Genomic DNA, 23,532 nt, shown 5'->3' with positions numbered 1-23,532 from the left:
TAAAGCAGAATAAAGGTTGTGTGATGCATGAACCGCCGTTCACTTTAGAGCGCTTCGAACCTAAATACGCTAAGGAAATTGTGACGCTTTGGCGCCGTGCTTTCGTGCAGGCGTTAGGCATAGAGCCTATTCATTCTGTTGAATCTCAGTTGTACTTCTTAACCAATATTTTGCCTCACAGTCATGACATCTGGGTAGTTCTCACCCTAGAATCACAACAACCCGTAGCGTTTATGGCAATGGATCGGAACGAAATCAATCAACTGTATGTCGCACCGGAGTTTCAGCGAAAGGGTATTGGACGGTTGTTAGTCGAAGAAGCACAAGCTCGCAGCTCAGGGGAATTATCACTGAGAACATTTCAAATCAATCACAACGCGATTGAGTTTTATCGCCGACTTGGGTTTACCGAACAAGAAGGCAATAGTGATAACGAAGAAGGGCTAGAGGATATGGTGTTTCGTTGGGTGCAGGAGCAATAACTCACAACGTTCGTTGCTACGCTTTGACTTGAACAAACTTACTGTAAGTACTGACCTTACCGTTGATGTATTCCACACCATCGTGAATATTCTGCTCTGAACTGCCCGCAATTTGATATTCAACGATGAACTCACCGCTGATCACTTTAATAAACAGTAACCCATCGATGACTTTCCACAAACCCGATAACGATCGGCCGCCAAACATATCACGCTCAACTAAACTACCATTAGGGCGTAGCTCAATAAGCGAACTAAAACCATCTTGATTGACCTTGATCCAGGATTGCTGGTGTACTTCAAAGCTTAGGATTTTCCTACGTTTTTTCATCCACAGTTTGAAATCTTGCTGCTGTTGTTCAGTCAAAACTGGAAGATCTTCCATTTCTAGCAACGTATTCTGAGTTTGATGCCAAAATAATTGGAGATGCAGAAGTTTCATAGCGGGCTTAGTGTCGAAAATGAAGGGCTAACTCTGAGGTAATCAACGAGGGATGTCAATAGATGAAAAAAGACGCAGCATGGAGGGGAATCGCTGCGTCTTACTTCAGGAACTCATCTAGCCAATGTTTGCCAGCTAGTCAAACAGCAGAGACACCTCTACTCTTTGACAAACTTGGTTTAATCGTTGCTTGGCTATCTCAATATTCTCGCGCCAGTTATCATCTTGCGCCCACATTTCAATCACCATTGGTACGGCACAATTGGTACGTTTAAGTGTCTCGAAGATTGCCACAAAATCCACTTCACCATCACCAATCACCAAATCCCTAAACTGACCTTGGTAGTCATTGGTGACCTTATAAGTGTCTTTAAGGTGAATCTGCACAATGTGCGGCATACTCAAGGCCAGTTCCGTCGATACGTCATAATTCCAACCTGAGATGTTACCCACGTCAGGGTAGGCCGTGAAAAATGGCGAGTTTACTTCACGATTAAGCACTTCAAATTTGCTTAACGAGTTGAGGTAACGGGTATCCATTATCTCGACCGCTAGCATCACACCAGCTCGCTCTGCCATTTTTGCTGCTTGCTTCATCCCTTGGATAAAGTTCTGGTGCGTCTCTTGGTTAGCTGGCTCATAGTAAACATCATAGCCCGCGAGCTGGATGGTTCGGATACCCAATTTAAACGCCAATGTAATCGCTTTTTCCATATGTAGGTGAGCTTGTTGACGTACTTGTGGATCCAAAGAGCCATAAGGGTACTTGCGGTGAGCACTAAGACACATTGATTGCAAAGGGATCTCGTAGCGTTCGCATAACCTTTTCAGATCGTAAATGGTCTCGTCATCCCAATCTAAGCGACTTCTTCTTTCATCCGATTCATCGACTGAAATTTCTAAGAAATCGAAACCGAGCAGCTTGGTTTGTTGCAGCTTTTCTTCCCAGGACAGTTCATTGGGCAACGCCTTTTCATACAGTCCCATCCGCGGTCTATCTAGCATCTGAAACATAGTGGCTCCTTAGTTCCAGAAACGGTCAATTTGCGCACGCAGTGCTTCTGCGGTCGCTTTTCCGTTCTCGCCCGCGAGTGCGCGACCTGCGATAAACGTTTTTGCCTTAATGCCTTCAAATAAGTACAAATCTTCTGGCACGATACCGCCTGTAATGGATAGCTCGATGCCCAAGTCCGACAATTGACGCATTTTAACTAAGTCCTCTTCAGTCCAACCCACACCCGCAAGTTCTGCATCGCGAGAACGGTGATAGATGGCTTGCTTGATACCTAGATCCACCCAAGCTTGTGCATCTTCCATGGTCCAGTTGCCATAAATTTCAATTTGAATTTCACCGTTAAACTCATCAGCAACTTTCTTACAAGCACCTATGGTTGCAATATGAGCCGCAGCTGACACCGTGATCCAGTCTGCACCAGCTTCAAATGCCATTTTAGAAAGAATTGCACCACCATCAGTGGTTTTCATATCGCAAACAAGTACATGCTCCGGGTGGTTCGCTCTTAGTGTTTTTACGGCATTCATTCCTTCAGCAAACGCGAGAATAGTGCCTACTTCAATCACATCAACAAAGCTCTCTACATTGTTAGCTACTTCAATCGCCGCAGGTAGATTGGTTTGGTCTAGGGCGATTTGAATCATTGGTTTTGTCATCTTACTTATCCTTTAATTTTTTCACGTATTAAACAGGCAAGGCCGTCTTCATTGTTATTGGTTTTGCAGGTGATTTTGGCGCTTTGTTTTACTAGCTCATCGGCATTTTGCATGGCGATGCCAAGACCAGCATACTCAAGCATGGAAATGTCATTGTGGTTGTCACCAGCAGCAATGACATGATGTGCTTCGTAGCCAAGTCCTTTGACGTAATCAGCCAGTCGCTTACCTTTGCTGTTCCCTTGAGCGGCAAAATCGATACGATTGGACCAAGAGCGCTCACCATTAAAATTACTCTTTATCCAAGAGTGCTCTGAGAGACGCTGAACCGAACTCGGCGCGCCCTCCACCACAAATTTCCATACGTAATCAGTCTGTTGTGCCAATTGGCTGAACGAATCTATCTTGCGTATTTGTGGCTGATGCTGCTCCGGAAATTGCATTGCCCAAGACTCCAACGCTTGCATATAAGCAATGGGATTAGCTCGGCTGTACGTCATCTCATGAGTTACGTACATCACCATTTTCATTTGAAATTCAGTGGCTAGTTCAATGAACTTCAACGCATTGTCTGTTTCGATAGCGTTATGCTCGACTACCTCATCTCGTTGGTAGTCATACACGTACGTACCATTGCAGCATATGATTGGCGTCGTCAGCTCTAGCTCATCGTAGAATGGCTTCGCTGCGGTATGGTGACGGCCAGTGACAATGACGACATGGCATTGCTTTCGAGCCATTTGGATAGCCGATTTCACCTCTGGGTGAATCGTGTGATCATCCGTTAATACCGTGCCATCTAAATCAAGAGCTAGTACTTTATACATAGGCTTACCTCTGGCCGTAATAAGCATTCTCTCCATGCTTACGCAGGTAATGCTTGTCTGACAGTTCTGGTTGAATCTTGATACCGCTGTTGAGAGAACGTGTCGCTAATGCCATTGCGGAGATTTCTTCAAGCACGACAGCGTTGTGAACCGCATCATGACCATCTTTGCCCCAGGAAAACGGCGCATGTCCAGCCACAATTACACTTGGAATCGACATCGGTTTGATATTACGTTGGTTAAATTCCTCCACTATCACCAAACCCGTATTGCGCTCGTATTCCCCTGCTATCTCTGCTTTAGTCAGCTTACGCGTACAAGGAATATCACCATAGAAATAGTCTGCATGAGTCGTGCCCAATGACGGGATATCAATACCCGCTTGCGCCCAAATAGTAGCGCTACGAGAGTGGGTATGAACGATGCCGCCAATTTCTGGAAACGCTTTATAAAGTTCGATATGCGTATCGGTATCACTGGATGGATTGAGTGACCCTTCCACTGGGTTGCCATCGAGGTCAATCACTACGATGTCATCCACCTTCATGTCATCGTATTCAACGCCAGATGGTTTAATCGCAATGACGCCTCGTTCGCGGTCAATTTCAGAGACATTGCCCCAAGTAAACGTCACCAGTCCATATTTTGGTAATGCGAGATTAGCAGCGAGAACTCGTTGTTTTAGTGCTTGATACATAACGCCTCCGTTAAGCCATCTCAGCGGCTAAGGCTTCATCGATAACCCGGTAGATGTCTTCTGTTGATTGGCAGCGGCGCAATTTATCTAGGTCAACACCCGTTTCACTGTCTTCATCATCAAGTACTTGTGTGACTTCCATTAAGCCTTCCATGTGCTCATCAGATGAACTGCCAGCAAGAGTAATAAACACATCGACAGGCTCATCTTCACCGTCAAAATAAACAGGTGTATCCAGCGTAACCAATGCAAAGGCGGTTCTAATCACGCCGTCCTCAGGTCTGGCATGAGGTAGAGCAAGGTTTGGTGCGATACAGATGTAAGGACCTAACTTTTCTACACTGCCAATAATGGCGTCATGATAAGAAGCCTTGATAGCACCAGAGGCAATGAGCATGTCGGTGCCAATAGTGATAGCTTCACGCCAATCGCCCGCATGAGCGTGCAGTTTGATAGAGTTGTTTTCGATTAGGGATTGCTTCAAAGCCATGATTTATCTCCTTCATTGGGCCAGCCGTTAAGCCGGCCCTTTTCGGTATATCGTTATTATTTTTGTGTTGCGAAGTTGGTGTTTATGATGTCGAGTAGCTCATCACCAAATGAATTTGGGTTAAGCATGTTTTGTACACCCAACACAAACTTGCCATCGCCTGGATCCATCTCAGCAGAAAGATGCTTAGATGATACGATGATGTCGGTAGACGCGAGTTTCGATTTGTAGTCAGACACGGCACATGAATCCATCACGTGGGGTATGCCTTTCTTCTCTAGATACTTACCAATCTTCATCTTCATCATCATTGATGAACCTTGACCGTTACCGCACACAGCAAGGATGCTTACTGGACGTACACCGTCACTGGCTTCGACCGCTTTAGCTACAGCTTCAATCACTTCTGGTTCTTCTGTAACCGTTACCGTACCTTGAGCATCTTCTTCTGCACGCAAAGCACGTGATGCGTAGAACATGTACACACCAGATAGCGCGACAAGAACGAAGAAGAACAAGTTAGATGCAGATAGACCTTGCATGATTGGTGGGAAAATTAACGCCCAGTCAGCCATACCCATCCAGCCGCTGAACTCAGTGCCTTGTTGCGTGAATAAGTGGATAGCCCATGCTGAACCCACAACTTCGATGATGCCCATCACGAAACAGATCTTCATGACCGCTTTCCAGCCACCGAAGTGGTTAGCAAACACACCGATCGTTGCGTTAGAGAAGAACATTGGAATGAATCCAGGAATGATCATGATTGGCGCATCAAACGCTAACATCGCAAGAACCGCGACGAATTGACCAATCGCACCCCACATAAAACCAAATACCATTGCGTTTGGAGAGAATGCGTAGATAGCCGCACAGTCAATCGCTAATACTGCGTTTGGAATAACACGTTCAGAGATACCTTTGAAGGCTTCAGACAGTTCTGCAACGAACATACGAACACCTGCAACGATAACCTGAATCGCTACCGCAAACTTAAGACCAGTCTCGAGAATATAGATTGTCCAGTGCGTGCTTCCAGCCATGGTTTGTAGGTTATCTAGGCCGAATGAAAGAAGGATAATACCGAAGAAAACCGTCATTACGATCGCTGTTGCCGCGATGCTATCGTGGAAAATATGCAACCATTTAGGCAGTTCTAATTCGTCAACACTGTCATTTTTGTCGCCCAATTTTGGTGCCACTTTAGTAGCAATCCAAGAAGCAACCTGTTGTTGGTGACCAATTGAGAATCCAGCGCCACCAGTGACGGCTTCTGTTGGCTTAAACATGATATTGGCGGAGATACCCCAATATAGTGCCATCAGAATTGCTGAATAGATGATCGTTTCCCACATGCTGGCGCCAAGCACGAAGTAGAATACCGCAATCAAACCTGCTTGTTGGAACATGATATGTCCAGTAAGCATGATGGTGCGAATACCGGTATAGCGGCGGAAAAGAACTAGGAGAATGTTGATGCCGAGTGCTAAAAGAACCGCATAGCCTACCCATGAGTAGTTATCACCCATCGTCTCCATAGTGGCCATCATTGACGTGTATGGGTCAATGACAGAACCGGTGAGTCCGTGGAACTCAGAGAGTTTTTCAATAACGGGTTTGAAACCTGCGACTAAGGTTCCCGCCCCGACTTGTACCAGCATAAAGCCGACAATAGTTTTGATTGTACCTTTGATGATAGTGGTGCCGTCGCGTCTGAGTAGCCAGTAACCAATACAAGTTACCAGACCCAATAGCAGCGGCGCTTTGGTCATTACTTGACTGTAAAATATGTAGAAGATGTCGTATAGAAACTCCATATTCTTGCCCCTTGGTAATGTTTTATATTTATGTGTAGGTCAGAGATTGTCCGTGTCGTTCACTGATGTTCTGTTCAGTAGTTGCTCACAGTACAAACATTACCAATCATAAGTAATCATTCAATGCTCATTTATGATTATTTTGATTTTTATCAATTTTCGAGTTCTATAAACTGTATTTTTGCCAACACGATCACACACAAAAACAACAAACCATTTAATATCAATAACTTAATTAATTTTAGTGATTTACTTAGCACTTTTAGGGCGAGAGAATTTGACAGTCAGCTCTGAGCAAAATAGAATCATTACAAATCAAAAATAATCACCAAGTAATCACTTGATGACAAATTAAGGTGATAACCATGAATGAATTACAAAGACATGATGGAATCTTGTCTCTACTTGATGAAAAGCGAGTCATCAATGTGGCTCACATCATCGAGAACTTCGATGTTTCGCCTGCGACTGCTAGGCGCGATATCGCAAAACTCGACGAGCTAGGTAAATTAAAAAAAGTAAGAAATGGTGCAGAACGTATTGAGATTAAGCGTAAGGCGTGGAGCCCACTCAATATTGATACCACCGATCATTACCACGAAAAATCACGTATCGCAGTGAAAGCCGCCGATTTGTGTCAACCAGGCGATAGCGTTGTGATTAACTGTGGTTCAACAGCTTTCTTATTAGGACAAGAGTTATGCCAGCAAGATGTGCAAATAGTGACGAACTATTTTCCACTCGCCAGCTATTTAATTAATGAAGATCATGAAGATGTCATCATTATTGGCGGGCAATACAACAAAGCACAGAACATATTTCTTAATCCGTCGCCAAACTCTTTAGGCGGATACGCCGGCCACTGGATGTTTACCAGTGGTAAAGGGCTCACTGAAAACGGTTTGTACAAAGCGGATATGTTAACTGCAGTATCTGAACAACAAATGGTAGAGCAGATCGATAAGCTCGTTGTTGTGGTAGATAGCTCGAAAATAGGTAATCGCACTGGCATGCTTTTCTGCCCAGCAGACAAAATAGATATCTTGATTACTGGCAAAGATGCCAACCCTGAAGTGATAGCAGCAATAAGAAGTAACGGCACCGAAGTGCTTCTCGTGTAAATAATTAACTAACCAAGTCCAGAAAAAATACCCAAGTACCTCTTTGCAAAAAGAGGTGCTAGGCACCCTACATCCAAAATTTGACCAATTTATTGAAATAAAAGGTATTGTTATGAGCAACGTAAATGAAATTACTCGTGAATCATGGATTTTAAGCACTTTCCCTGAGTGGGGTACTTGGCTAAATGAAGAGATTGAAAATACTGTCGTAGAGCCAAACACATTTTCAATGTGGTGGTTAGGCTGTACGGGTATTTGGCTTAAGAGTGAAGGCAATACTAACGTTACTATCGATTTCTGGTGTGGTACTGGTAAAAAAACACAAAAGAACCAGTTCATGAAAAACCAGCACCAAATGATGCGTATGGGTGGTGTTGAAGCACTTCAACCAAACTTACGTACAGCAATTTTCCCACTTGATCCCTTTGCGATCAAAGACATCGACGCAGTTATGGCCTCTCACGATCACGCCGATCATATCGATGTTAACGTGGCCGCGGCGGTACTACAGAACTGTGGCGATCATGTAAAATTCATAGGTCCACAAGCGTGTGTTGACCTATGGATGGGCTGGGGCGTTCCAGAAGATCGTTGTATCGTGGCAAAAGTAGGTGACGTTCTTGAAGTGGGCGATATGAAGATTCGCGTTTTAGACTCATTTGACCGAACTGCTCTAGTAACTCTGCCAGAAGGTACTTCTTCGTATGATAAAGAGATCCTAGATGGTATGGATAAACGCGCTGTAAACTACTTAATTGAGACCACAGGCGGTAGCGTTTACCACTCAGGTGATTCACACTATTCAAACTACTACGCTGCACACGGTAACGAGTACCAAATTGACGTAGCACTATTGTCTTATGGTGAAAACCCTCGCGGTGTCACCGATAAAATGACGTCATCTGACATCCTGCGTGCTGCTGAATCTTTAGATTGTGAAGTAGTCATGCCATTCCACCACGACATTTGGGCTAACTTCCAAAACGATCCTAAAGAAATCGAAGTACTTTGGAATATGAAGAAAGACCGTCTTCAGTACAGCTTCGCACCTTTCTTCTGGCAAGTCGGTGGTAAATACACCTACCCAACAGATAAAGGTCGCATGCACTATCAGCACTTCCGCGGCTTCAAAGACATCTTCAAAAATGAGCCGGAGCTGCCATATAAAGCATTCCTATAAAGCGAACCGGGGGCGATATTCGCCCCCTTTTTTTATCTGAAGAAAGGAACATCTGAATGCTGCTAAAGGAATTCAAACATCACTTTGCAAGAGGTGATATTGAAGGGGCAATAGCCCTTAAACCTCGCACGGCAAAGGGCTACTATCTGCTGATTATGAGCTCAAAATGGGGAGTCAACAGTTTCTTAGAAACAGGCCGTGACCTCACCCCTCGCATGTTCATGACAATGAGCGCGCTAATCAATGCCGCAACAGCGATTGGTTTGCAACCTCATCAAGTTGAGGTACAACATGAAGTATAAGCTAATCGCCATTGATCTAGATGGAACGCTACTCAATTCACAAGGGGAAATCGATGCTCAAACCCAGAAAATGATTCGCTCCATCTCGACTACGACCAATATCATCTTAACGACAGGCCGTCACCACACCACTGTCGCCTATTATCACCAGCTGCTGCAACTGAACACTCCGGCCATCTGTTGCAATGGCTCTTATGTCTACCAGTTCGAAAACCAACAGATCAGTTTTGCTGAGCCTATAGACAAACAGCGAGTGGCGCATTTTGTTTCTAAGTCTGAGTCTCTCGATCTGATTGCTTATGCTGACGACAAAATCCTGCTTTGCCAGCAACATCCCGCTAATTACATCTCAAAATTGGAGTCATGGGGCGCCACGCTCGAGGCAAACATCCGGCCCAAAATAGAGCGTGTTGCTGATTTCGCGAACGCCCTGAGCGATTGCAAGCATGTCTGGACGTTCGTAACAGAAGGTAGTCCAAATGACATTGATGCCTTTATCTCTAACCCTTCGATTTATAACTATTTTAGCTACGAACAATCCTGGTTCAACCGCATTGGCTTTAACAAAAAGGGCAATAGTAAAGGCGTGATGCTTTCACGTTTAGCTACTTCTTTAGGTATTGATCTTAAGGATGTTGTGGCGATCGGCGATAACGACAACGATGTGTCCATGTTGCAGTGTGCAGGACTTGGCATTGCGGTAAATAATGCGACCGAGAAACTAAAAAACTGTGCGGATGTGGTAACGAAAGCCTCAAATGACCAAAACGCTATCGTTGAAGCCATGAAGATAATTTCTTAGCACTAGGAGAGCCTGTCTCTCCTAGTTATGTCTTCTTGTTATCAATCGAAGATTGCGATGCTCTGACGACTGACTGCCACCAACTGACCTCTATTGTTCCATATATTGGCCTGAGCATGCGCGTACCCTTGAGCCGCCTGACGAGTATGGGATTGGTAAGCAAACCAATCTTCTGGTTCAACAGGTTGGTGAGGATGGATAAATTCCAAGTTCCACATCATGCTGCTCGCAGGCGCTGGCGTTGACATCATTTGCAGTACTCCTGGCGGCCATGCGTCGACCAAACAAATAAGATGTGCATCTGTAATCAGTTTTGGAGCTTGCTTGAATCGCATCCACCCCCAAGTATGTGAGTCTTTACTTGCAGTAAATGGCAGATGACCTCTAGCTAAAGCTAGGTCGATGTGCGAAGTATAATTGGGGGCACCTTGAGCCACATCTGGAAATCTAGGTAGCTCATCTGGCAGGGGCATGATGTGATTATCGTTGTTGTTAACACTAATATTCGAGTCGCGATCTGCCCCAAAACATCCTTGCTGAAATACAGCAACCTGACCATTTTGAATCAATCGAGCGCTCATCTGAGACACGCTTTTCCCTTCACGCAACACTTCAACTTCAAATGTGAAAGGCACATCTACAAGTAAGGGACCAACAAAGTTGGTGTTCAATGAGCGTAATACACGCTCACCATTAACTTTGGCTTGCATAACGGTATACAACAGAGATGCAGATAAACCACCAAACACCGTTCTGCCTTGCCCCCACGAAGATGGAATGGCCATATGCTCTCCAGTTTGAGCACATTGCTTAGCTTTTTCTAATAATTCATCGAAATGCATGCCGACCACCTCATGTTAACAGCTTGTTAGTTAAACGATAACTGGTCGGATAAGATAAATCAACACGAGCCTTATTTTTCTATAACCAAGGTCATGTTTGTTATAAAAATAAGCATTATTTGTTAACTTCGGTAATTGTTGACAGGTGTAGAACAATTATTCCACCCTATAGGTAGTACAAACATTCTACCCATAGGTTTTATGATGTCCCAACAACAAATAGCCGAGAACCTGGAACGTGCTTTTGCGCAGAAAGGGTTTGCTGAACCGAGTGTTGCTGAGCTAAAAGCACTTTCTGGTGTCAGTATGCGAACGCTTTATAAATATTTTCCTTCTAAAGAAAGTATGGTCGTGGGCGCGCTGGATTATCGTCATCAACGTTACCTATCGTTACTAGAAAGCTGCCACAGTGCCCCTGGCTTGGCTGCCACCTTATCGGCGTTTGATACGCTTAGTCACTGGATGAGGCAGAACGCACCAAAAGGATGTCTCTCTGCAAATGCTCTAGCGGCGTTTCCTGACAATGCAGAAATCCACTCCACTGTTGAAACCTATAAGCATGCGGTAATTCAACAATTGGCACAGATAAGTGGTCGTGAAGACCTAAGTCAGGCGTTATATGTACTTCATGAAGGTATCACGGCCGCTTACCCTATCCTGGGAGAAGCTGCCGTGAGTGCCGCTAAAACGGCAGTCAGCGCTCTATTCACAGCGACAACATCAAACAACTAAATAAGGAAACCACACATGAGTTCAATTATGACTGGCGTTCAGCTCATTGGGCACGGTGACTTAGAACAACTTGTCGTTAAATCAGACATCGCGGTTCCTAAACCAGCCGCTAATGAAGTTCTCATTAAAGTCAGCGCCGCAGGCGTAAACAACACCGATATCAACACTCGTATTGGCTGGTACTCCAAGGGCGATAACGATAGTGACGACGCAGGCTGGTCTGGCAATGCTCTTTCTCTACCAAGAATTCAAGGTGCGGACGTTTGTGGTCATATTATCGCTGTAGGAGAACATATTGACGATGCTCGAATTGGCGAACGCGTGCTCATTGATCCTTGTCTTCGGTACGCCGATGGAGAACGCCTTGATCATTTCTGGTACTTTGGCTCTGAGTGTGACGGTGGTTTTGCAGAATATACCGTGGTGGATTCTCGCCAGGCTTACAGTGTAAATTCAAGCTACAGCGACATTGAGCTCGCCTCTTTCCCGTGTTCTTACTCAACCGCAGAAAACATGCTCACCAGAGCAGCAGTCACGGCTAATGATACAGTTTTAGTCACTGGCGCATCGGGCGGTGTGGGTTCTGCTGCAGTGCAGTTGGCGAAAGCACGTGGTGCAAAGGTGATTGCAGTAACCAGTGAATCGAAGGCATCAGCCTTACTTGATATCGGTGCCGATAAAACGGTATCACGTGGTGAAAGCTTGGTGGATGCATTAGGTAGAAACAGCGTTAGTGTTGTCGTTGATCTCGTTGCAGGTCCTCAATGGCCAGAGTTACTTGAAGTGATGCAACCCAAAGGCCGCTATGCCGTCTCTGGTGCTATTGGTGGCGCGATGGTAGAACTCGACGTTCGAACACTGTATCTAAAAGATCTATCTTTTTTCGGCTGTACTGGGCTCGAAGATGAGGTATTTCCTAACCTAATCAGCCGAATCGAGCACTCACAAATAAAACCACTGGTGGGGAAAGTGTTTGCATTGTCAGATATCAAACAGGCACAACGGGAATTTGTAGAGAAAAGCCATATCGGAAAAATTGTATTGCAAGTGACACAAGGATAATACTAAAAACAACCAACTCTCCAATGATGCCCCTTGCTTTAACAAGTGGGCATCATCTCTTGGTAACAAGACGTTCGATATTGGTTATTTCTTGCGGGGAGGCAACATATCGGTCATAGAGCCTTCCACCAATTCCGCAGCAAAGGCAAAGGTTTCTGCTAGTGTAGGATGAGCATGAACAGTGTGAGCGATATCTTTAGCACGCCCCCCTAGCTCTAACATCGCAGCTGCTTCGTGAATGAGTTCCCCAGCATTTTCTCCACAAATCCCAGCACCTAAAAGCGTACCTGTTTCGGCACAGAAAAGCGCTTTGGTGACACCATTCGTCGCCCCAACACTCTGAGCTCGACCACTGACCAACCAAGGCACTTTGCCTGTTTGGAATTCTATACCTTGCTGCTTAGCTTCCTTCTCTGTAACGCCGACCCAAGCAATCTCCGGACTGGTGTATGCCACCGATGGAATGGCTACAGGATGAAAAGTTGAATCCATACCAGCGATAACCTCTGAGGCCACCTTGCCCTCGTGTGTCGCCTTGTGAGCCAACATCGGTCCTTTGACGATGTCACCAATAGCAAAAATATTAGGGACGCTGGTTTGCATCTTTTCATTCACAGGAATAAGCCCCTGTTTATCAACCTCAATACCTAGCAAACCCAACCCTAAATTGGACGTGTTTGGCCTGCGCCCAACAGCCACTAATACAGCATCAAAACACTCGCTTTCTGGTGCTTTCTTACCGTCAAAAGATACCGTGATAGCATCAGTACCAACTTCAATGCCAGTCACCAACGTCTTGGTCAGCATTTGATAGCGCTTCTTAACCGACTTAACTAAAGGTTGAACAATGTCTTTATCTGCTGCAGGAATCACTTGCTCCTGTGCCTCGACAATAGTTATCTGCGATCCCAGTGCTGAATACACTTGTGCCATTTCTAGACCAATAATCCCGCCGCCAATGATCAGTAGTTTGTTAGGAATCGTCGTCAGCGCTAGTGCGTCGGTAGAATCCCAAATCCTCGGATCATTAGGCGCGATAGGAAGTGACACTGAATGTGAACCAGTTGCGATGATGGCATGCTTAAACAAGATTTGCGTTTCTGATTCACCAACCACTGACAGTGCATTGTGTGAGGTAAACTGACCAACACCTTGAATACGCGTTATCTTGCGAGCTTTTGCTAGGTTAGCAATTCCTTTCGTCAGCTCTGATATCGTGTTTTCTTTGTGAGATCGTAAACCGTCAATGTCTATGCTTGGAGTACCAAATGCGATCCCCATTTGCTTTCCATGCTGGGCATGTTCAATTAACGCAGCTGCATGCAATAAGGTTTTGGATGGTATGCATCCTACGTTTACACATACACCGCCCAGCGTATCTTGCTTCTCAACAAGACATACAGACAGTCCAAGATCAGCCGCGCGAAAAGCTGCGGTATAACCTCCAGGTCCACCACCGAGTACAACTACATCTACGTTGATAGAATCCACCATCCCTATTCTCCTCATTTTTCAGAAACGTCACTACCGCAACACGATAAATTCCGTCCAGTATAGATCGTCTAAATGTCTGAGCAGTGTTAATTTTTGCTGTTAGGTGACCTGTGTTTAAAACTTCTCTTTATCTGTCACAAATAGTGTTTAGTATGAGCGCTCGTGCACAAACCTAGGACAAACCACTAACTGCTATGAGAATAAAAGCACTGTTATCTTTCACCTTGCTCATCATGACGGGCTGTTCGTCATATCAAATGAATCAGCTTGGCCTTCGCTCCTCATCAGTTAATACCTACCCTAATTACATGGACACAATAGAGCTATGCGAAGTTGCCAACGGCTATCGAGCAACCAATCAAACTCGCATCTCCGTGAGCAGCGAGCAGTGGAAACGCAATCTCACAACTGAACGCTGCGACGAGCTGGTAAAAGAACTCTACTTCAGTCGATTCATCCGTAGTATTACCATATCCAAACCCGAAGAAGCAACGCAGCCTGTCCCAACACCATTGCCGGCAAAATCTCAATAGCTTTGTAACGTATGAGTATTGCTTTTATCTTTATGCAATAACAACATACCCAGAGCAGCTAGCATCATCACAACGGCGGCCACCGCAAACCCAAGCACCGTAAGATCGTAGTGAGTCAAATAGGCGATAAGAACATAACTCATACTTTGAACAAAAGTAGAGAATAACTTCATTCCACCATCTACTCTGCCTCGAACTCTATTATCAATCGTTTCATGTAGCTTATTCACTCTAGCGATTCGATTGGTCGCATTGAATAAGCCAATAAATAACGCAAAAATAACGAGACTAAGTGCTGACATCGAGCTAGCCAGTACACTCAAGAGCACCGCTAACCCGACAACACTGACAATCATTAGCTGTTCTTGTCGAAAACGAGTCAGTAGCTGCGTAATGATAACTCCGCATAACATCGCGCCTAAACCATAATTTATTTGCCACCAAGCAAACCAATGACCTTCAATGTTTTGCTCGGAAAAATAGATAGGTACCAACTTAGACAAGTAAGTCATCATTGGGTAACTCAGACAGGACAGAGCAACAAACAAGAAAAACATCGGTGAGCGTGAAAATATGGCTTTAGATTCGCTCAGCTGCGTCATAAAAGACATATGCCTGGTCTCGCGTTGCTTTGGTTTGTAATGGATGCTGGCATAGCAAATTATAGCGCTGACAGAAAGTAACATGGCCAGCAAGGCAAAGTACTCGATTGACCACAGTTCCAATAACAACACGCCTAAGCCGCCTGCAGTCAGGGTGGTCATCTGTAGGACGATCTCTTGTTGCCCTGAGATTTTTGCATAATCTGATTTTTTATAGAGTTCTTGGGTAAATGCACCGTTTGTTCCCCATGCAAGATCGTTAGTTAACCAAAAAACCAGTTGAGCAACAGCGAGGGGCCAAAGTGCATTCGGTTCAATATACCAAGTAAAAACAACGAGTAATGCAGCTAGTGCCTGTAATAGTTGGACCAGTGCTAAGATATGCTTTCGCGAAAAGCGGTCAATAGCCGTAGCAAAGAATGGGGTCGCAAAGAACGATAACGCAGTGCAACATAGCGTGAGTATAGCCAAGAATGTACTGTTGTTTCCTTGCGTCAAGATGCTCCATGGGAGCGCCATTAACATCATCCCTGAAGCGATACCGTCAAACAGCAGTGCAGAGAGATGTTGCAGCGAAGTCCTTTTCATCATCATTCCTTTATCTTTGTGAGTTGCTTCAATGCTAAAACCTCAACATTACTTGAGGTCAAGCTATACTTGAGTGCAAAAGGAGAATGAAATGGAATTATCAGTCGGTCAGGTAGCAAAGCGTGCGGAAGTTGCTGTATCAGCACTGCATTTTTACGAACAGAAAGGGATGATTTCTAGTTGGCGTAATCAAGGGAATCAACGTCGCTATGACAGCTCAGTCTTGAGACGTATAGCGGTTATTAAAACAGGACAGCAACTCGGGCTAAGTCTGGAAGAGATTAAAGAGGCATTGTTGGTGCTCCCTATTCATAGAGCCCCCTCTCAAGAAGAGTGGGAATCTATGGGCAAAAACTGGAAGCGCATATTAGATGAGAAAATTTGGCTAATGACCAAACTTAGAGACGAGCTTGGGGAGTGCATTGGTTGTGGTTGCCTCTCGCTAAGTCGCTGTCGGCTAAGAAATCCTGACGATATATTGGCTCAGCAAGGAAATGGCGCTTTGCTGTGGAAGCAAAGCACCTAACTCATAGTCTAAGCTAACAAAAACTTGGTTCTATACTGCAAGGTCTTCTTCTTTTAGCTTTGGAGCAAAGTGGATAATATGCTTGTTAAAACTGAATGATGCAGGGCCGTGCGTATTTTTTGTCGTTACCTTCTCTTCGTCAAAAGCGACCGTTACACGTGTGTGAGTTTGAACCAAAGACTCTACCGTATTGAGTTCTAACTTGGCAAACAGCTCCAGCTCCAATCTCTCTTTTTCAACATTGAGTTCATCTAACGCTTCGGTGTTTGAGCTATTCAATGCTTCAAGCTCTTTATTCTGTTCTTCCGTTCTCGCTGACTTAGGAACCTTCTTAAGCTCTATTTCGCGGCGGATTGCTTTCATTTTACTTTCTTGAAGCTCGGTATAACGCAGTTGTAGTTGTTCTAGTCCATCTTGATAGTTTTGGAACTGCGCAAAAGCTTTTATGTAGGTGGCAGTATCACCTTCCACACCGAGTTGATTACAAACCACTTTGCCACCGACTATCGCTTCTCCACCACTTAAAATCCCTTGTTTCTTCCCAGCGCCAGTCACTAATAAATCGCCGCCACACACGATGTCGTTGTTTAGACTATGCACCGTAAAGTGAATATCTCCTTGTGAGCTGATATTGGCAAACTGAGCGTAGTTAGCGACAACATCACCGCCAGACTCAATGAGACAAGATTTGGGTTCGCCATCATCAACATTATGTCCGATGATACCTTTACTGACGATGATATCCCCTTTCGACTTCAAAATTGCCGACTCAACAAATCCCCCAACTGTAATAGTCCCTGTCGCTGTCACTTCCATATTGGGTTCAATATTTCCAGAAATCACCACACTGCCTTTAAATTTGATATGGCCCGTAGATATATCAACTTTACTTAAGCAAAGGGCTTCATCAATCTCGACACCCGATGATTTAATTACCGGCATTCCTGACATCGTAGACAACAATGTATTCGGGTTATCAGCCGAGAACTTGGTCCCTGCTCCCGGTTTAAGTGGATTGTCTTTGACTGCTTTAGGAGGGATGATGGCTCCAGTGACCGTGAATCCATTCTCACCTTTAATGGCCGGTATTCGCTTCATCACTTGCTCATTTTCACCTACCGTAACAATGGCTCCTAAATCGCGCATATCCACTTTGTCGCCATCGCCGGTAGCTTGTGGTTTGAGTACACGCTTTTTAGGGTCAGCTACTAGCGGAATAAACTGCGCATCTTTACCTTCTTTTGGCCTTTTTCCTATCGCCACAGGTTGGGTATAGCTCTCACCTGCTTTAAGCTGACGACTGAGTAACAGTACTTTCTTTAACGCTTTTTTGTTAAGCCCTTTCACTACTCTGGATTCTGTGAGTAATTTAATGATGTCATTAGGCTGAAGTGGATTGCCGCCGTATGCTCCAGTGACTTTAATACTAGCAATCATATCTTGCTCGGTTAGTATCACTTCAGCGCTAGCATCTTTAATTTGGGCAATAGTGATGCCAGAAAAGGCTTCACCTTTTGCACTTGCAGCACACTTTATGAATTGAGCGACAGCAGATTCGTCAAGAAAGAAATGCTGGGCATTAAGTTCACCCAACATGTTGTTTAACAGAGAAGCTTCTAATGCCAGACCCTGATCATACTCACTCGGTAATTGGGCAATAACTTCATTACCATTTGACGATATTTTGAGAACACTTTTCCACATGATGGCTAGACACTTCCTTATGCTCACTACACAAGCTCAAACTGAACAATGTGATCATGCTTCAACAATTATAATTATCTTAATGTAGTCTCAGTAGTGAGACTATGTTCAATATCGAAAACTCCGGTTGGCGTCACGGTAATTCGGTTGGTTCTTTGACTCTGATTCAACTATGAATATGTGTTAGATGAGGGTGAATTGATTTTGAGTTTGATGAGGATTTACAGTGTAAAAGCAGGATTCCGGTAATTTACACTGTAAACGTCGATAGATTTGTTTACAGTGTAAATCAAAAAGAGAGAGTAGTTTAAGACAATTTACACTGTAAACGTTCCATGAGTGAACAGAGTTCCAGCCTGAATTGAGCTTCTGCTTGTTTACGTCCAGCTAGGCTTAATTGATGAACTACGTATTCCCAAGACCATTCTTGCAACACAACGGCCGTCACAATCTGACTATCAACATCTACTGAAGCATTTGCTAAAGACACCATGAACTCGAACAAATCGCTACGACTGGAAACCAATGAGTTGCCACCTCTTGAGTACAAAATGGCGAGCTTGGATGGCAACGCTGCGCTTCTCTCTATCATTGAACTCGAAAATAACGACCATGCAAGCGATGGATGAATATCCCGATTGACCGTTCTCAATTGATAAACCAGATTTCGGCTGAACTGTTGTTTAGCTAGAGAAAGCCAATCTTCGCTATATTTAGATGTTGGCAATACCAAAGTAAGGCTATAGGTACCACTGGCTTTATCCTTAGCACTACCCAGTTTAAGCGGAACGAATTGGTTGCTTTGCCAGAATCTAAACAGCTCTGTCGTCACTCCAAAGCTGGTGGCAAGGTAATCTACCTGATCACCTATTTGTAGTTTCAAATGACGCAGCATCTCAGAACCGACACCAGAGGATTGTACTAGAGGATGAACCGCTATTCGCATCACTCTGCCACAACGTTGCGTTGCTGGCTCTGATAGAGCAAGGTGATTGGCTAGCTCAACCGGTGCCAAGTTACCCGGCGGACGAGACTGCCCTAATTGGACTCTCTCTACGATATCAAGAGACAAATCCCCTTCCCTATTTAAGAGAACAGCGCCGATAATCTGACCATCGTAACTCATGGTATAAAGCGTCATTGTTTTTGACGACAGCAATAACATCAGATCGTTAGGAGAAGTCTGGTAGTGCGCATTAACGAGTAAAGCAAAGGCTTCAGATAATCTCGACTCGTTATTGCTCCAATCATCTGTCGTCACTGAAGAAAAAGACCAACGCTTTGAGTCAAACGAATCAAACTTAGCGTCACTTGCCAACGGTGTTAGCTCAGCTTGTAATAGAAACGCACCGGCGCACCACTTCTCTAAAGCATCGTTTTGGGCCCATCGAATCGGCTGCTGCATATGATGCAGTTTGGTTCCTTTACGTTCCTTCTGAACCCAAGGAAGGAACTTAAGACTAAACCCTCTTCCACATCCTTCATAACCGTGAACAGTCGAACTGATAACTAGACGATGGTAATGGGCAACAATGGTTTTCAAGAGAGGAACAGGAATCGCAGCGGCTTCGTCGACAAACAATAAATCGCAGACAGGCATTGACTTTATCAGCTCATCTGGCGAAACAAACTCAATAGATGACGAAGCGCTTTGTTCAATCTGACTGAAATCAAATACAGGCTGAACAGCAGCTTTGCTTGGCGCAGTGACCAGGATTCGACACGGGCGTGAAGCAGCTATTCTTGCCGCCGCTAGTCCAAGGGCACTGCTTTTGCCACGTCCCCGATCAGCAGTAATAACCAAAGGACGTTTTCTATGTCCTGTAAGGACTCGCTCAATGGCCGCTATGGCTTCGTTCTGTTCTGTATAAATATCGCGACTCTCACAAGGCTGGAATTGATTTTGCCAATAAGCCAAATCATTAATTAGGTTGCAGCTTGATTGTTTAAGTCGAGGTAGCAAAGCTAGGTGTCGCTCTAACCAAGGATGCACATCACTTTCATTCCTTAATAAAATGAGTACACCACCTCCTGCGAGCGCACCAAGTGCGGCATTAAAACTATTAGCATCAAAATCATTACTAAGCGTCACGGCAAGCAGCTTAACTTCCCTTCCTAGTAAGCGTTTTCCTTGCTTAGCCGGAATAGTGTCTAGAGAACAGATAGATTCTCCCCCTAGCTGAAACTTAGAGTCTTTAGGAAAGCGCATCGAGAATTGCTCAATCAATTCATGCTGCCATGCCAGTGAGCCTTCTAAAATGAGTGCACTTCGTTGAAAGCGTTCATCCGCTATTACACGTTGTTGCTCAAGAAGATGAAGCTGTGAGGAAAATAAAGCCGTCATGAGTATCATTGCTGTGGGGACTTACCACAATATTAACACAAAAAAATACCTCGCTATTGCGAGGTATTTTTAAAGTTACTTAGTTCATCTTAGTTTTTATGAACTCTAGGATTTCATCCATTGTTTGGTCATCGACTTTTTTGAGGTTGAGCGCTAAGTTGGGACCTTTACGAGTGTAACTAGCACGTCCCTTGACGAGATCGATTTTTGCAACTTTCGCTCGCTTAGGTGGCGCAAGTTCGTGCATCCAATTTTCCAGGGTTTCAGACACATCTTTGGTAATGCGCGCAACACCTTGAGCACGACTCTTCTGCCACACGTAACCTTCATTCTGGTGACAACGCGAAATTAATTGGTTTTGTTTGTCACCATCGAGTTCGCTAAATTGTTTATGTAGACGCACAATCGTTGGACGCCCTAAATCACTCACGTTAGGGTATGCTTGAAGAAGTTCCAGTGGTAAGTCTGCGGCTTTCAAGGCTCCGCTTACCAGCGCTTCGCTACACTGAAACATTTTCGCTAGCGCTTTTTGGTCTTCAGCTTCACCGCTTTCAAGCTTAGCTAACATCTCTTTACCTTTTTCATATAGAGACAACGGCTTATGAGCGTTCGCAACATCAGACAAGAATTTGGCGTGGTCGCCATTGATATTTTCAGCAACGTAAATCAAGAATTCTTTATGAGCAAGAATACATGACATACGACGACGACTACCATCAAGAACTTCAATGGTTCCGTCTTTTTGGCGGCGGCCAACTGCTGGATACTGTTGCCCTTTGTCTCGCAAAGTTGCCAGTACATCAGAGAGTGCGTGCTCGTTTAAGAATGATTGCTCACGTGCATTTTCTTCAAATACGAACGTCTTCGATTCCACTTCATTTGCAGGAATACGTACAAGTTCAAATGAAACCAGCTCCTCCCCTGCAACTGATAACTCAATGTATTGGGCTTGTTCCTTGGCTGCGGTTTGCGCTTCCTGAGGGGTAGTTGCACGTCTCTTATTCGCTTTTCCGAAAAGCTTAGCGTTAAGTTCAGAAGTTTTAATAGCCATATAACGTTACCCTTGATTCAATGATGACCAGTTGCTGTGAAGCACTCTTTCTAACTCTAGTGCACTTTTGTGTACTGCGTCTTGTGCTGTCGCCAGCGTTTTTTTACCACCTTCAAAGTCAGAAGCCGTTAAATCAAATACAGTGCTGTAGGTATCTGCACAAGTTTCAAATGCCCTACTACGAGGAATTGTCGCCATCATAACTTGGTCACCAAGTAGGTAATTCATCTCTGTTAACACAGACACTTGCTTTTTATTATCATCTTCAAACATGGTCGGCATCAAACGAACGAATTCTAATCCTTTCCAATCTTCTGGGAACATCTCATAAACAGTCGGAAGGTGCTGGAAGAAATTGACTGTTGAAGCCCAATCTAAACGTTTAGCTGCACATGGAATAAGCAGCGCATTAGATGCATACATAGCGTTCCAAACTAATGGATCAACGTGAGGACCAGTATCAATCATGATGACGTCGAAATCATCCGCGATTTTGTCAATCAACTTCTCTTTTAGTAGTTTAACAATATCGAGCGATTGGTTTTGAGAAAGGTTTTGCCATGCTTCCGCGTTAAACATCGCATCTTCAGGGAAGGCTGAAATCGTTTTTAGGTTGGGATACTGAGTCGGTAGCAAAACGTTACGGCGTAAAAAATCAATATCAATATCAGTCCCTTCCGGTACATTTTCTAGCATTACATCTACCGCAGAATAGATGTTTTCATGTTCGGAAATACTGATTTGTGGATTCAAGAACAAACGAAGTGAGCCTTGAGGGTCTAAGTCAATTAGACAAATACGGTAGCGTTTGTCCAAGTTTAGCGCTAGGCAGGCAGCTAGATGAACAGCACTCATAGACTTACCAGTACCGCCCTTTTGGTTTTGAACGTTAATAATCCAAGGTTTATTATTGGCACTTTGTTTACGTTCGTGAAATTTAGGTACGGCAGCCGCATCCATCAACATGTGTGCTTCTTGCAACGAAATAGAATAATGATTGGCATTATTCTTAGTAAATTGATGACCATTTGCCTCCATCTTACTGATGGCATCATCGAGTTTACGGCGAGTCAGTCCGGAACGAGTTTCCATCATTGCTTTTGACATAGCAGGAAAGTGATCATCGCTTCGTTCTTCTAATACAATTTCGATGCGATCTGCTTGTACTTGCTGAGTTTGTTCTGCAAGTTGGTAGAGATTATCTATTGTTTGTTCTCTTTTCATACCTAAGTTCCAACCAAGTAACCTAATGAATTAATGTACAGCTATATCGTACATTCACATCAAAAAGCTGTCCACTCACTTAGTGTTGTTTTTTACAATAAATTGACCACATAAAAGCCAAATCGTGATTTTGTCTACAAAGCTGATGAAAAATACATCAAACAATCCAAGTTATAATGAAGTGAAAGGCACAGAAACCTCATCAGATTTTAAGTGTTACCACGTAACTTATTTACAATGTAAATAGGAAACATCTCGGAACGATTATAAATATGGGATAACTTACGGACCTTGTTGTTTCTATCTCAGCCATTTCAAATTAAGCGTTTTTTTAGGCACAAACATAAATGTTCATTGGTCAGTGGAGAAATGTTAGAGCACCAAAAGACAAAACTCTTGATCATAGTTCCGAGAATATAGAAGCATGATCAAGGGAAGTTTTAGATACGGACCTTGAATAATTGCTCTGTTACGTCGATCATTTATCTTGGAAGAATGATCAAGTACTTCATCACTGCGGAAGCATGTAAACTTCCGACAAAATTACGGCTTATGCCCGATAGAATAAGGGATAGTGGCAAGATTCACTGGTTAACGACAGAATTCAAAATGCAATAACACATTCAATGAACTTACTTGATCATGCTTCCCAATATATAAGGGTTAAAGCCATTGCCGATGAAAAAGCGTCTGTTCGTATAACTTTTTTTAAATCGGTTAACATTTAAACAACGACCTTCATCAATTGCCTAAAACGACGGATAATTTTTCCACCTTGATCATGCTTTCAAGCTAAATTTATGATTTTAATGATATTTACATTAAGCTATTCACAGCTTTTCTACTTTTTCTGTGGATAAGTTGTGATGACCTCATGATCATCTATCCGAAAGTACAATGATCATATTTTCGGGCAAACTATGATCATGCATCCAGCGTTTCATGATCATGCATTCGAAAAACAATGATCATCGTTTCGTAATTACTATGATCATGCGT

General features: G+C 44.0%; 23 protein-coding genes. 9 read left to right on the top strand and 14 right to left on the bottom strand.

Features of this window, described 5'->3' with window-relative positions; translation table 11 throughout:
- Window positions 1–23 precede the first annotated feature (23 nt).
- Window positions 24–482 carry a GNAT family N-acetyltransferase gene (locus AWH66_RS13760; RefSeq protein WP_063602880.1) on the top strand — a complete coding sequence of 153 codons (459 nt, stop codon included), beginning with the start codon at window positions 24–26 and terminating at the stop codon, window positions 480–482.
- Window positions 483–498: 16 nt separating this feature from the next.
- On the opposite strand, the gene AWH66_RS13755 is transcribed toward AWH66_RS13760, so the two are convergent.
- The 7 genes from AWH66_RS13755 to AWH66_RS13725 form a co-directional block, all read right to left on the bottom strand.
- Complete coding sequence (locus tag AWH66_RS13755) at window positions 499–924, bottom strand: hypothetical protein (protein ID WP_063602879.1); 426 nt, start codon at window positions 922–924, stop codon at window positions 499–501.
- Window positions 925–1,059: 135 nt separating this feature from the next.
- A complete protein-coding gene (locus AWH66_RS13750; protein WP_063602878.1) occupies window positions 1,060–1,938 on the bottom strand; it encodes an L-ribulose-5-phosphate 3-epimerase in 879 nt (292 codons plus the stop codon).
- A gap of 9 nt (window positions 1,939–1,947) precedes the next feature.
- On the bottom strand, window positions 1,948–2,595 hold the full coding sequence (locus tag AWH66_RS13745; RefSeq protein WP_063602877.1) for a 3-keto-L-gulonate-6-phosphate decarboxylase UlaD: 648 nt from the start codon (window positions 2,593–2,595) through the stop codon (window positions 1,948–1,950).
- Between the two features lie 5 nt (window positions 2,596–2,600).
- Window positions 2,601–3,422 (bottom strand): Cof-type HAD-IIB family hydrolase, encoded by an 822-nt coding sequence (locus tag AWH66_RS13740; RefSeq protein WP_063603686.1) that lies wholly within the window; start codon window positions 3,420–3,422, stop codon window positions 2,601–2,603.
- Window positions 3,423–3,426: 4 nt separating this feature from the next.
- Window positions 3,427–4,119, bottom strand: coding sequence for an L-ribulose-5-phosphate 4-epimerase (locus tag AWH66_RS13735; protein WP_063602876.1), 693 nt, complete (start codon window positions 4,117–4,119; stop codon window positions 3,427–3,429).
- Window positions 4,120–4,129: 10 nt separating this feature from the next.
- Complete coding sequence (locus AWH66_RS13730; RefSeq protein WP_063602875.1) at window positions 4,130–4,609, bottom strand: PTS sugar transporter subunit IIA; 480 nt, start codon at window positions 4,607–4,609, stop codon at window positions 4,130–4,132.
- A 56-nt stretch (window positions 4,610–4,665) separates the two neighbouring features.
- A complete protein-coding gene (locus AWH66_RS13725; protein WP_063602874.1) occupies window positions 4,666–6,426 on the bottom strand; it encodes a PTS ascorbate-specific subunit IIBC in 1,761 nt (586 codons plus the stop codon).
- 365 nt (window positions 6,427–6,791) lie between these two features.
- Here AWH66_RS13725 and ulaR point away from each other — a divergent pair, with 365 nt between their 5' ends.
- The 4 genes from ulaR (at window position 6,792) to AWH66_RS13705 (ending at window position 9,831) form a co-directional block, all read left to right on the top strand.
- Entirely contained in the window at window positions 6,792–7,547 is a 756-nt protein-coding gene (gene ulaR / locus AWH66_RS13720) for an HTH-type transcriptional regulator UlaR (RefSeq protein WP_063602873.1), read from the top strand.
- 112 nt (window positions 7,548–7,659) lie between these two features.
- The gene (gene ulaG, locus AWH66_RS13715) at window positions 7,660–8,727 is read left to right on the top strand and encodes an L-ascorbate 6-phosphate lactonase (RefSeq protein ID WP_006069731.1); all 1,068 of its coding nucleotides are present in this window, start codon (window positions 7,660–7,662) and stop codon (window positions 8,725–8,727) included.
- A 56-nt stretch (window positions 8,728–8,783) separates the two neighbouring features.
- Window positions 8,784–9,029: a hypothetical protein gene (locus AWH66_RS13710; protein ID WP_063602872.1), complete on the top strand. Its 246-nt coding sequence runs from the start codon at window positions 8,784–8,786 to the stop codon at window positions 9,027–9,029.
- Window positions 9,019–9,831 (top strand): Cof-type HAD-IIB family hydrolase, encoded by an 813-nt coding sequence (locus tag AWH66_RS13705; protein ID WP_063602871.1) that lies wholly within the window; start codon window positions 9,019–9,021, stop codon window positions 9,829–9,831. Before AWH66_RS13710 ends, AWH66_RS13705 begins: the two co-directional genes overlap by 11 nt.
- A gap of 41 nt (window positions 9,832–9,872) precedes the next feature.
- On the opposite strand, the gene AWH66_RS13700 is transcribed toward AWH66_RS13705, so the two are convergent.
- On the bottom strand, window positions 9,873–10,673 hold the full coding sequence (locus AWH66_RS13700) for an acyl-CoA thioesterase (protein ID WP_063602870.1): 801 nt from the start codon (window positions 10,671–10,673) through the stop codon (window positions 9,873–9,875).
- A 204-nt stretch (window positions 10,674–10,877) separates the two neighbouring features.
- Here AWH66_RS13700 and AWH66_RS13695 point away from each other — a divergent pair, with 204 nt between their 5' ends.
- Together AWH66_RS13695 and AWH66_RS13690 are read left to right on the top strand one after the other, a co-directional pair.
- Window positions 10,878–11,405, top strand: a complete 528-nt coding sequence (locus tag AWH66_RS13695) for a TetR/AcrR family transcriptional regulator (RefSeq protein ID WP_063602869.1) — start codon at window positions 10,878–10,880, stop codon at window positions 11,403–11,405.
- A gap of 15 nt (window positions 11,406–11,420) precedes the next feature.
- The gene (locus AWH66_RS13690) at window positions 11,421–12,467 is read left to right on the top strand and encodes an alcohol dehydrogenase family protein (protein ID WP_063602868.1); all 1,047 of its coding nucleotides are present in this window, start codon (window positions 11,421–11,423) and stop codon (window positions 12,465–12,467) included.
- 84 nt (window positions 12,468–12,551) lie between these two features.
- On the opposite strand, the gene lpdA is transcribed toward AWH66_RS13690, so the two are convergent.
- A complete protein-coding gene (lpdA, locus tag AWH66_RS13685) occupies window positions 12,552–13,961 on the bottom strand; it encodes a dihydrolipoyl dehydrogenase (protein WP_063602867.1) in 1,410 nt (469 codons plus the stop codon).
- A 194-nt stretch (window positions 13,962–14,155) separates the two neighbouring features.
- On the opposite strand from lpdA, the gene AWH66_RS13680 reads away from it, so the two are divergent.
- Window positions 14,156–14,494 carry a hypothetical protein gene (locus AWH66_RS13680; protein WP_063602866.1) on the top strand — a complete coding sequence of 113 codons (339 nt, stop codon included), beginning with the start codon at window positions 14,156–14,158 and terminating at the stop codon, window positions 14,492–14,494.
- Here the strand turns inward: AWH66_RS13680 and AWH66_RS13675 are convergent.
- Complete coding sequence (locus tag AWH66_RS13675) at window positions 14,488–15,690, bottom strand: MFS transporter (RefSeq protein WP_240495621.1); 1,203 nt, start codon at window positions 15,688–15,690, stop codon at window positions 14,488–14,490. The genes AWH66_RS13680 and AWH66_RS13675 overlap by 7 nt on opposite strands.
- An 85-nt stretch (window positions 15,691–15,775) precedes the next feature.
- On the opposite strand from AWH66_RS13675, the gene soxR reads away from it, so the two are divergent.
- Window positions 15,776–16,210 carry a redox-sensitive transcriptional activator SoxR gene (gene soxR / locus AWH66_RS13670; protein ID WP_063602864.1) on the top strand — a complete coding sequence of 145 codons (435 nt, stop codon included), beginning with the start codon at window positions 15,776–15,778 and terminating at the stop codon, window positions 16,208–16,210.
- A gap of 30 nt (window positions 16,211–16,240) precedes the next feature.
- On the opposite strand, the gene AWH66_RS13665 is transcribed toward soxR, so the two are convergent.
- From AWH66_RS13665 to AWH66_RS13650, 4 genes are all read right to left on the bottom strand, one after another.
- Window positions 16,241–17,914 carry a DUF342 domain-containing protein gene (locus AWH66_RS13665; protein WP_063602863.1) on the bottom strand — a complete coding sequence of 558 codons (1,674 nt, stop codon included), beginning with the start codon at window positions 17,912–17,914 and terminating at the stop codon, window positions 16,241–16,243.
- A 307-nt stretch (window positions 17,915–18,221) separates the two neighbouring features.
- Entirely contained in the window at window positions 18,222–20,258 is a 2,037-nt protein-coding gene (locus AWH66_RS13660) for a tRNA(Met) cytidine acetyltransferase TmcA domain-containing protein (protein WP_167360956.1), read from the bottom strand.
- 79 nt (window positions 20,259–20,337) lie between these two features.
- Window positions 20,338–21,309 (bottom strand): ParB/RepB/Spo0J family partition protein, encoded by a 972-nt coding sequence (locus AWH66_RS13655; protein WP_063602861.1) that lies wholly within the window; start codon window positions 21,307–21,309, stop codon window positions 20,338–20,340.
- A gap of 6 nt (window positions 21,310–21,315) precedes the next feature.
- Window positions 21,316–22,533 carry an AAA family ATPase gene (locus AWH66_RS13650; RefSeq protein ID WP_006069718.1) on the bottom strand — a complete coding sequence of 406 codons (1,218 nt, stop codon included), beginning with the start codon at window positions 22,531–22,533 and terminating at the stop codon, window positions 21,316–21,318.
- Window positions 22,534–23,532: the final 999 nt, after the last annotated feature.

Origin of the sequence: Vibrio barjaei, assembly GCF_001639065.2 — a bacterium.
In the GTDB taxonomy this organism is placed as follows: domain Bacteria; phylum Pseudomonadota; class Gammaproteobacteria; order Enterobacterales; family Vibrionaceae; genus Vibrio; species Vibrio barjaei.
This window is presented reverse-complemented; position numbering and strand designations above follow the sequence as displayed.

What these genes read in the sequence shown, in the direction of transcription:
- AWH66_RS13760 (WP_063602880.1), top strand. Translation starts at nt 24, where the DNA reads ATGCATGAACCGCCGTTCACTTTAGAGCGCTTCGAACCTAAATACGCT.
- AWH66_RS13755 (WP_063602879.1), bottom strand. Translation starts at nt 924, where the DNA reads ATGAAACTTCTGCATCTCCAATTATTTTGGCATCAAACTCAGAATACG.
- AWH66_RS13750 (WP_063602878.1), bottom strand. Translation starts at nt 1,938, where the DNA reads ATGTTTCAGATGCTAGATAGACCGCGGATGGGACTGTATGAAAAGGCG.
- AWH66_RS13745 (WP_063602877.1), bottom strand. Translation starts at nt 2,595, where the DNA reads ATGACAAAACCAATGATTCAAATCGCCCTAGACCAAACCAATCTACCT.
- AWH66_RS13740 (WP_063603686.1), bottom strand. Translation starts at nt 3,422, where the DNA reads ATGTATAAAGTACTAGCTCTTGATTTAGATGGCACGGTATTAACGGAT.
- AWH66_RS13735 (WP_063602876.1), bottom strand. Translation starts at nt 4,119, where the DNA reads ATGTATCAAGCACTAAAACAACGAGTTCTCGCTGCTAATCTCGCATTA.
- AWH66_RS13730 (WP_063602875.1), bottom strand. Translation starts at nt 4,609, where the DNA reads ATGGCTTTGAAGCAATCCCTAATCGAAAACAACTCTATCAAACTGCAC.
- AWH66_RS13725 (WP_063602874.1), bottom strand. Translation starts at nt 6,426, where the DNA reads ATGGAGTTTCTATACGACATCTTCTACATATTTTACAGTCAAGTAATG.
- ulaR (WP_063602873.1), top strand. Translation starts at nt 6,792, where the DNA reads ATGAATGAATTACAAAGACATGATGGAATCTTGTCTCTACTTGATGAA.
- ulaG (WP_006069731.1), top strand. Translation starts at nt 7,660, where the DNA reads ATGAGCAACGTAAATGAAATTACTCGTGAATCATGGATTTTAAGCACT.
- AWH66_RS13710 (WP_063602872.1), top strand. Translation starts at nt 8,784, where the DNA reads ATGCTGCTAAAGGAATTCAAACATCACTTTGCAAGAGGTGATATTGAA.
- AWH66_RS13705 (WP_063602871.1), top strand. Translation starts at nt 9,019, where the DNA reads ATGAAGTATAAGCTAATCGCCATTGATCTAGATGGAACGCTACTCAAT.
- AWH66_RS13700 (WP_063602870.1), bottom strand. Translation starts at nt 10,673, where the DNA reads ATGCATTTCGATGAATTATTAGAAAAAGCTAAGCAATGTGCTCAAACT.
- AWH66_RS13695 (WP_063602869.1), top strand. Translation starts at nt 10,878, where the DNA reads ATGTCCCAACAACAAATAGCCGAGAACCTGGAACGTGCTTTTGCGCAG.
- AWH66_RS13690 (WP_063602868.1), top strand. Translation starts at nt 11,421, where the DNA reads ATGAGTTCAATTATGACTGGCGTTCAGCTCATTGGGCACGGTGACTTA.
- lpdA (WP_063602867.1), bottom strand. Translation starts at nt 13,961, where the DNA reads ATGGTGGATTCTATCAACGTAGATGTAGTTGTACTCGGTGGTGGACCT.
- AWH66_RS13680 (WP_063602866.1), top strand. Translation starts at nt 14,156, where the DNA reads ATGAGAATAAAAGCACTGTTATCTTTCACCTTGCTCATCATGACGGGC.
- AWH66_RS13675 (WP_240495621.1), bottom strand. Translation starts at nt 15,690, where the DNA reads ATGATGATGAAAAGGACTTCGCTGCAACATCTCTCTGCACTGCTGTTT.
- soxR (WP_063602864.1), top strand. Translation starts at nt 15,776, where the DNA reads ATGGAATTATCAGTCGGTCAGGTAGCAAAGCGTGCGGAAGTTGCTGTA.
- AWH66_RS13665 (WP_063602863.1), bottom strand. Translation starts at nt 17,914, where the DNA reads ATGTGGAAAAGTGTTCTCAAAATATCGTCAAATGGTAATGAAGTTATT.
- AWH66_RS13660 (WP_167360956.1), bottom strand. Translation starts at nt 20,258, where the DNA reads ATGACGGCTTTATTTTCCTCACAGCTTCATCTTCTTGAGCAACAACGT.
- AWH66_RS13655 (WP_063602861.1), bottom strand. Translation starts at nt 21,309, where the DNA reads ATGGCTATTAAAACTTCTGAACTTAACGCTAAGCTTTTCGGAAAAGCG.
- AWH66_RS13650 (WP_006069718.1), bottom strand. Translation starts at nt 22,533, where the DNA reads ATGAAAAGAGAACAAACAATAGATAATCTCTACCAACTTGCAGAACAA.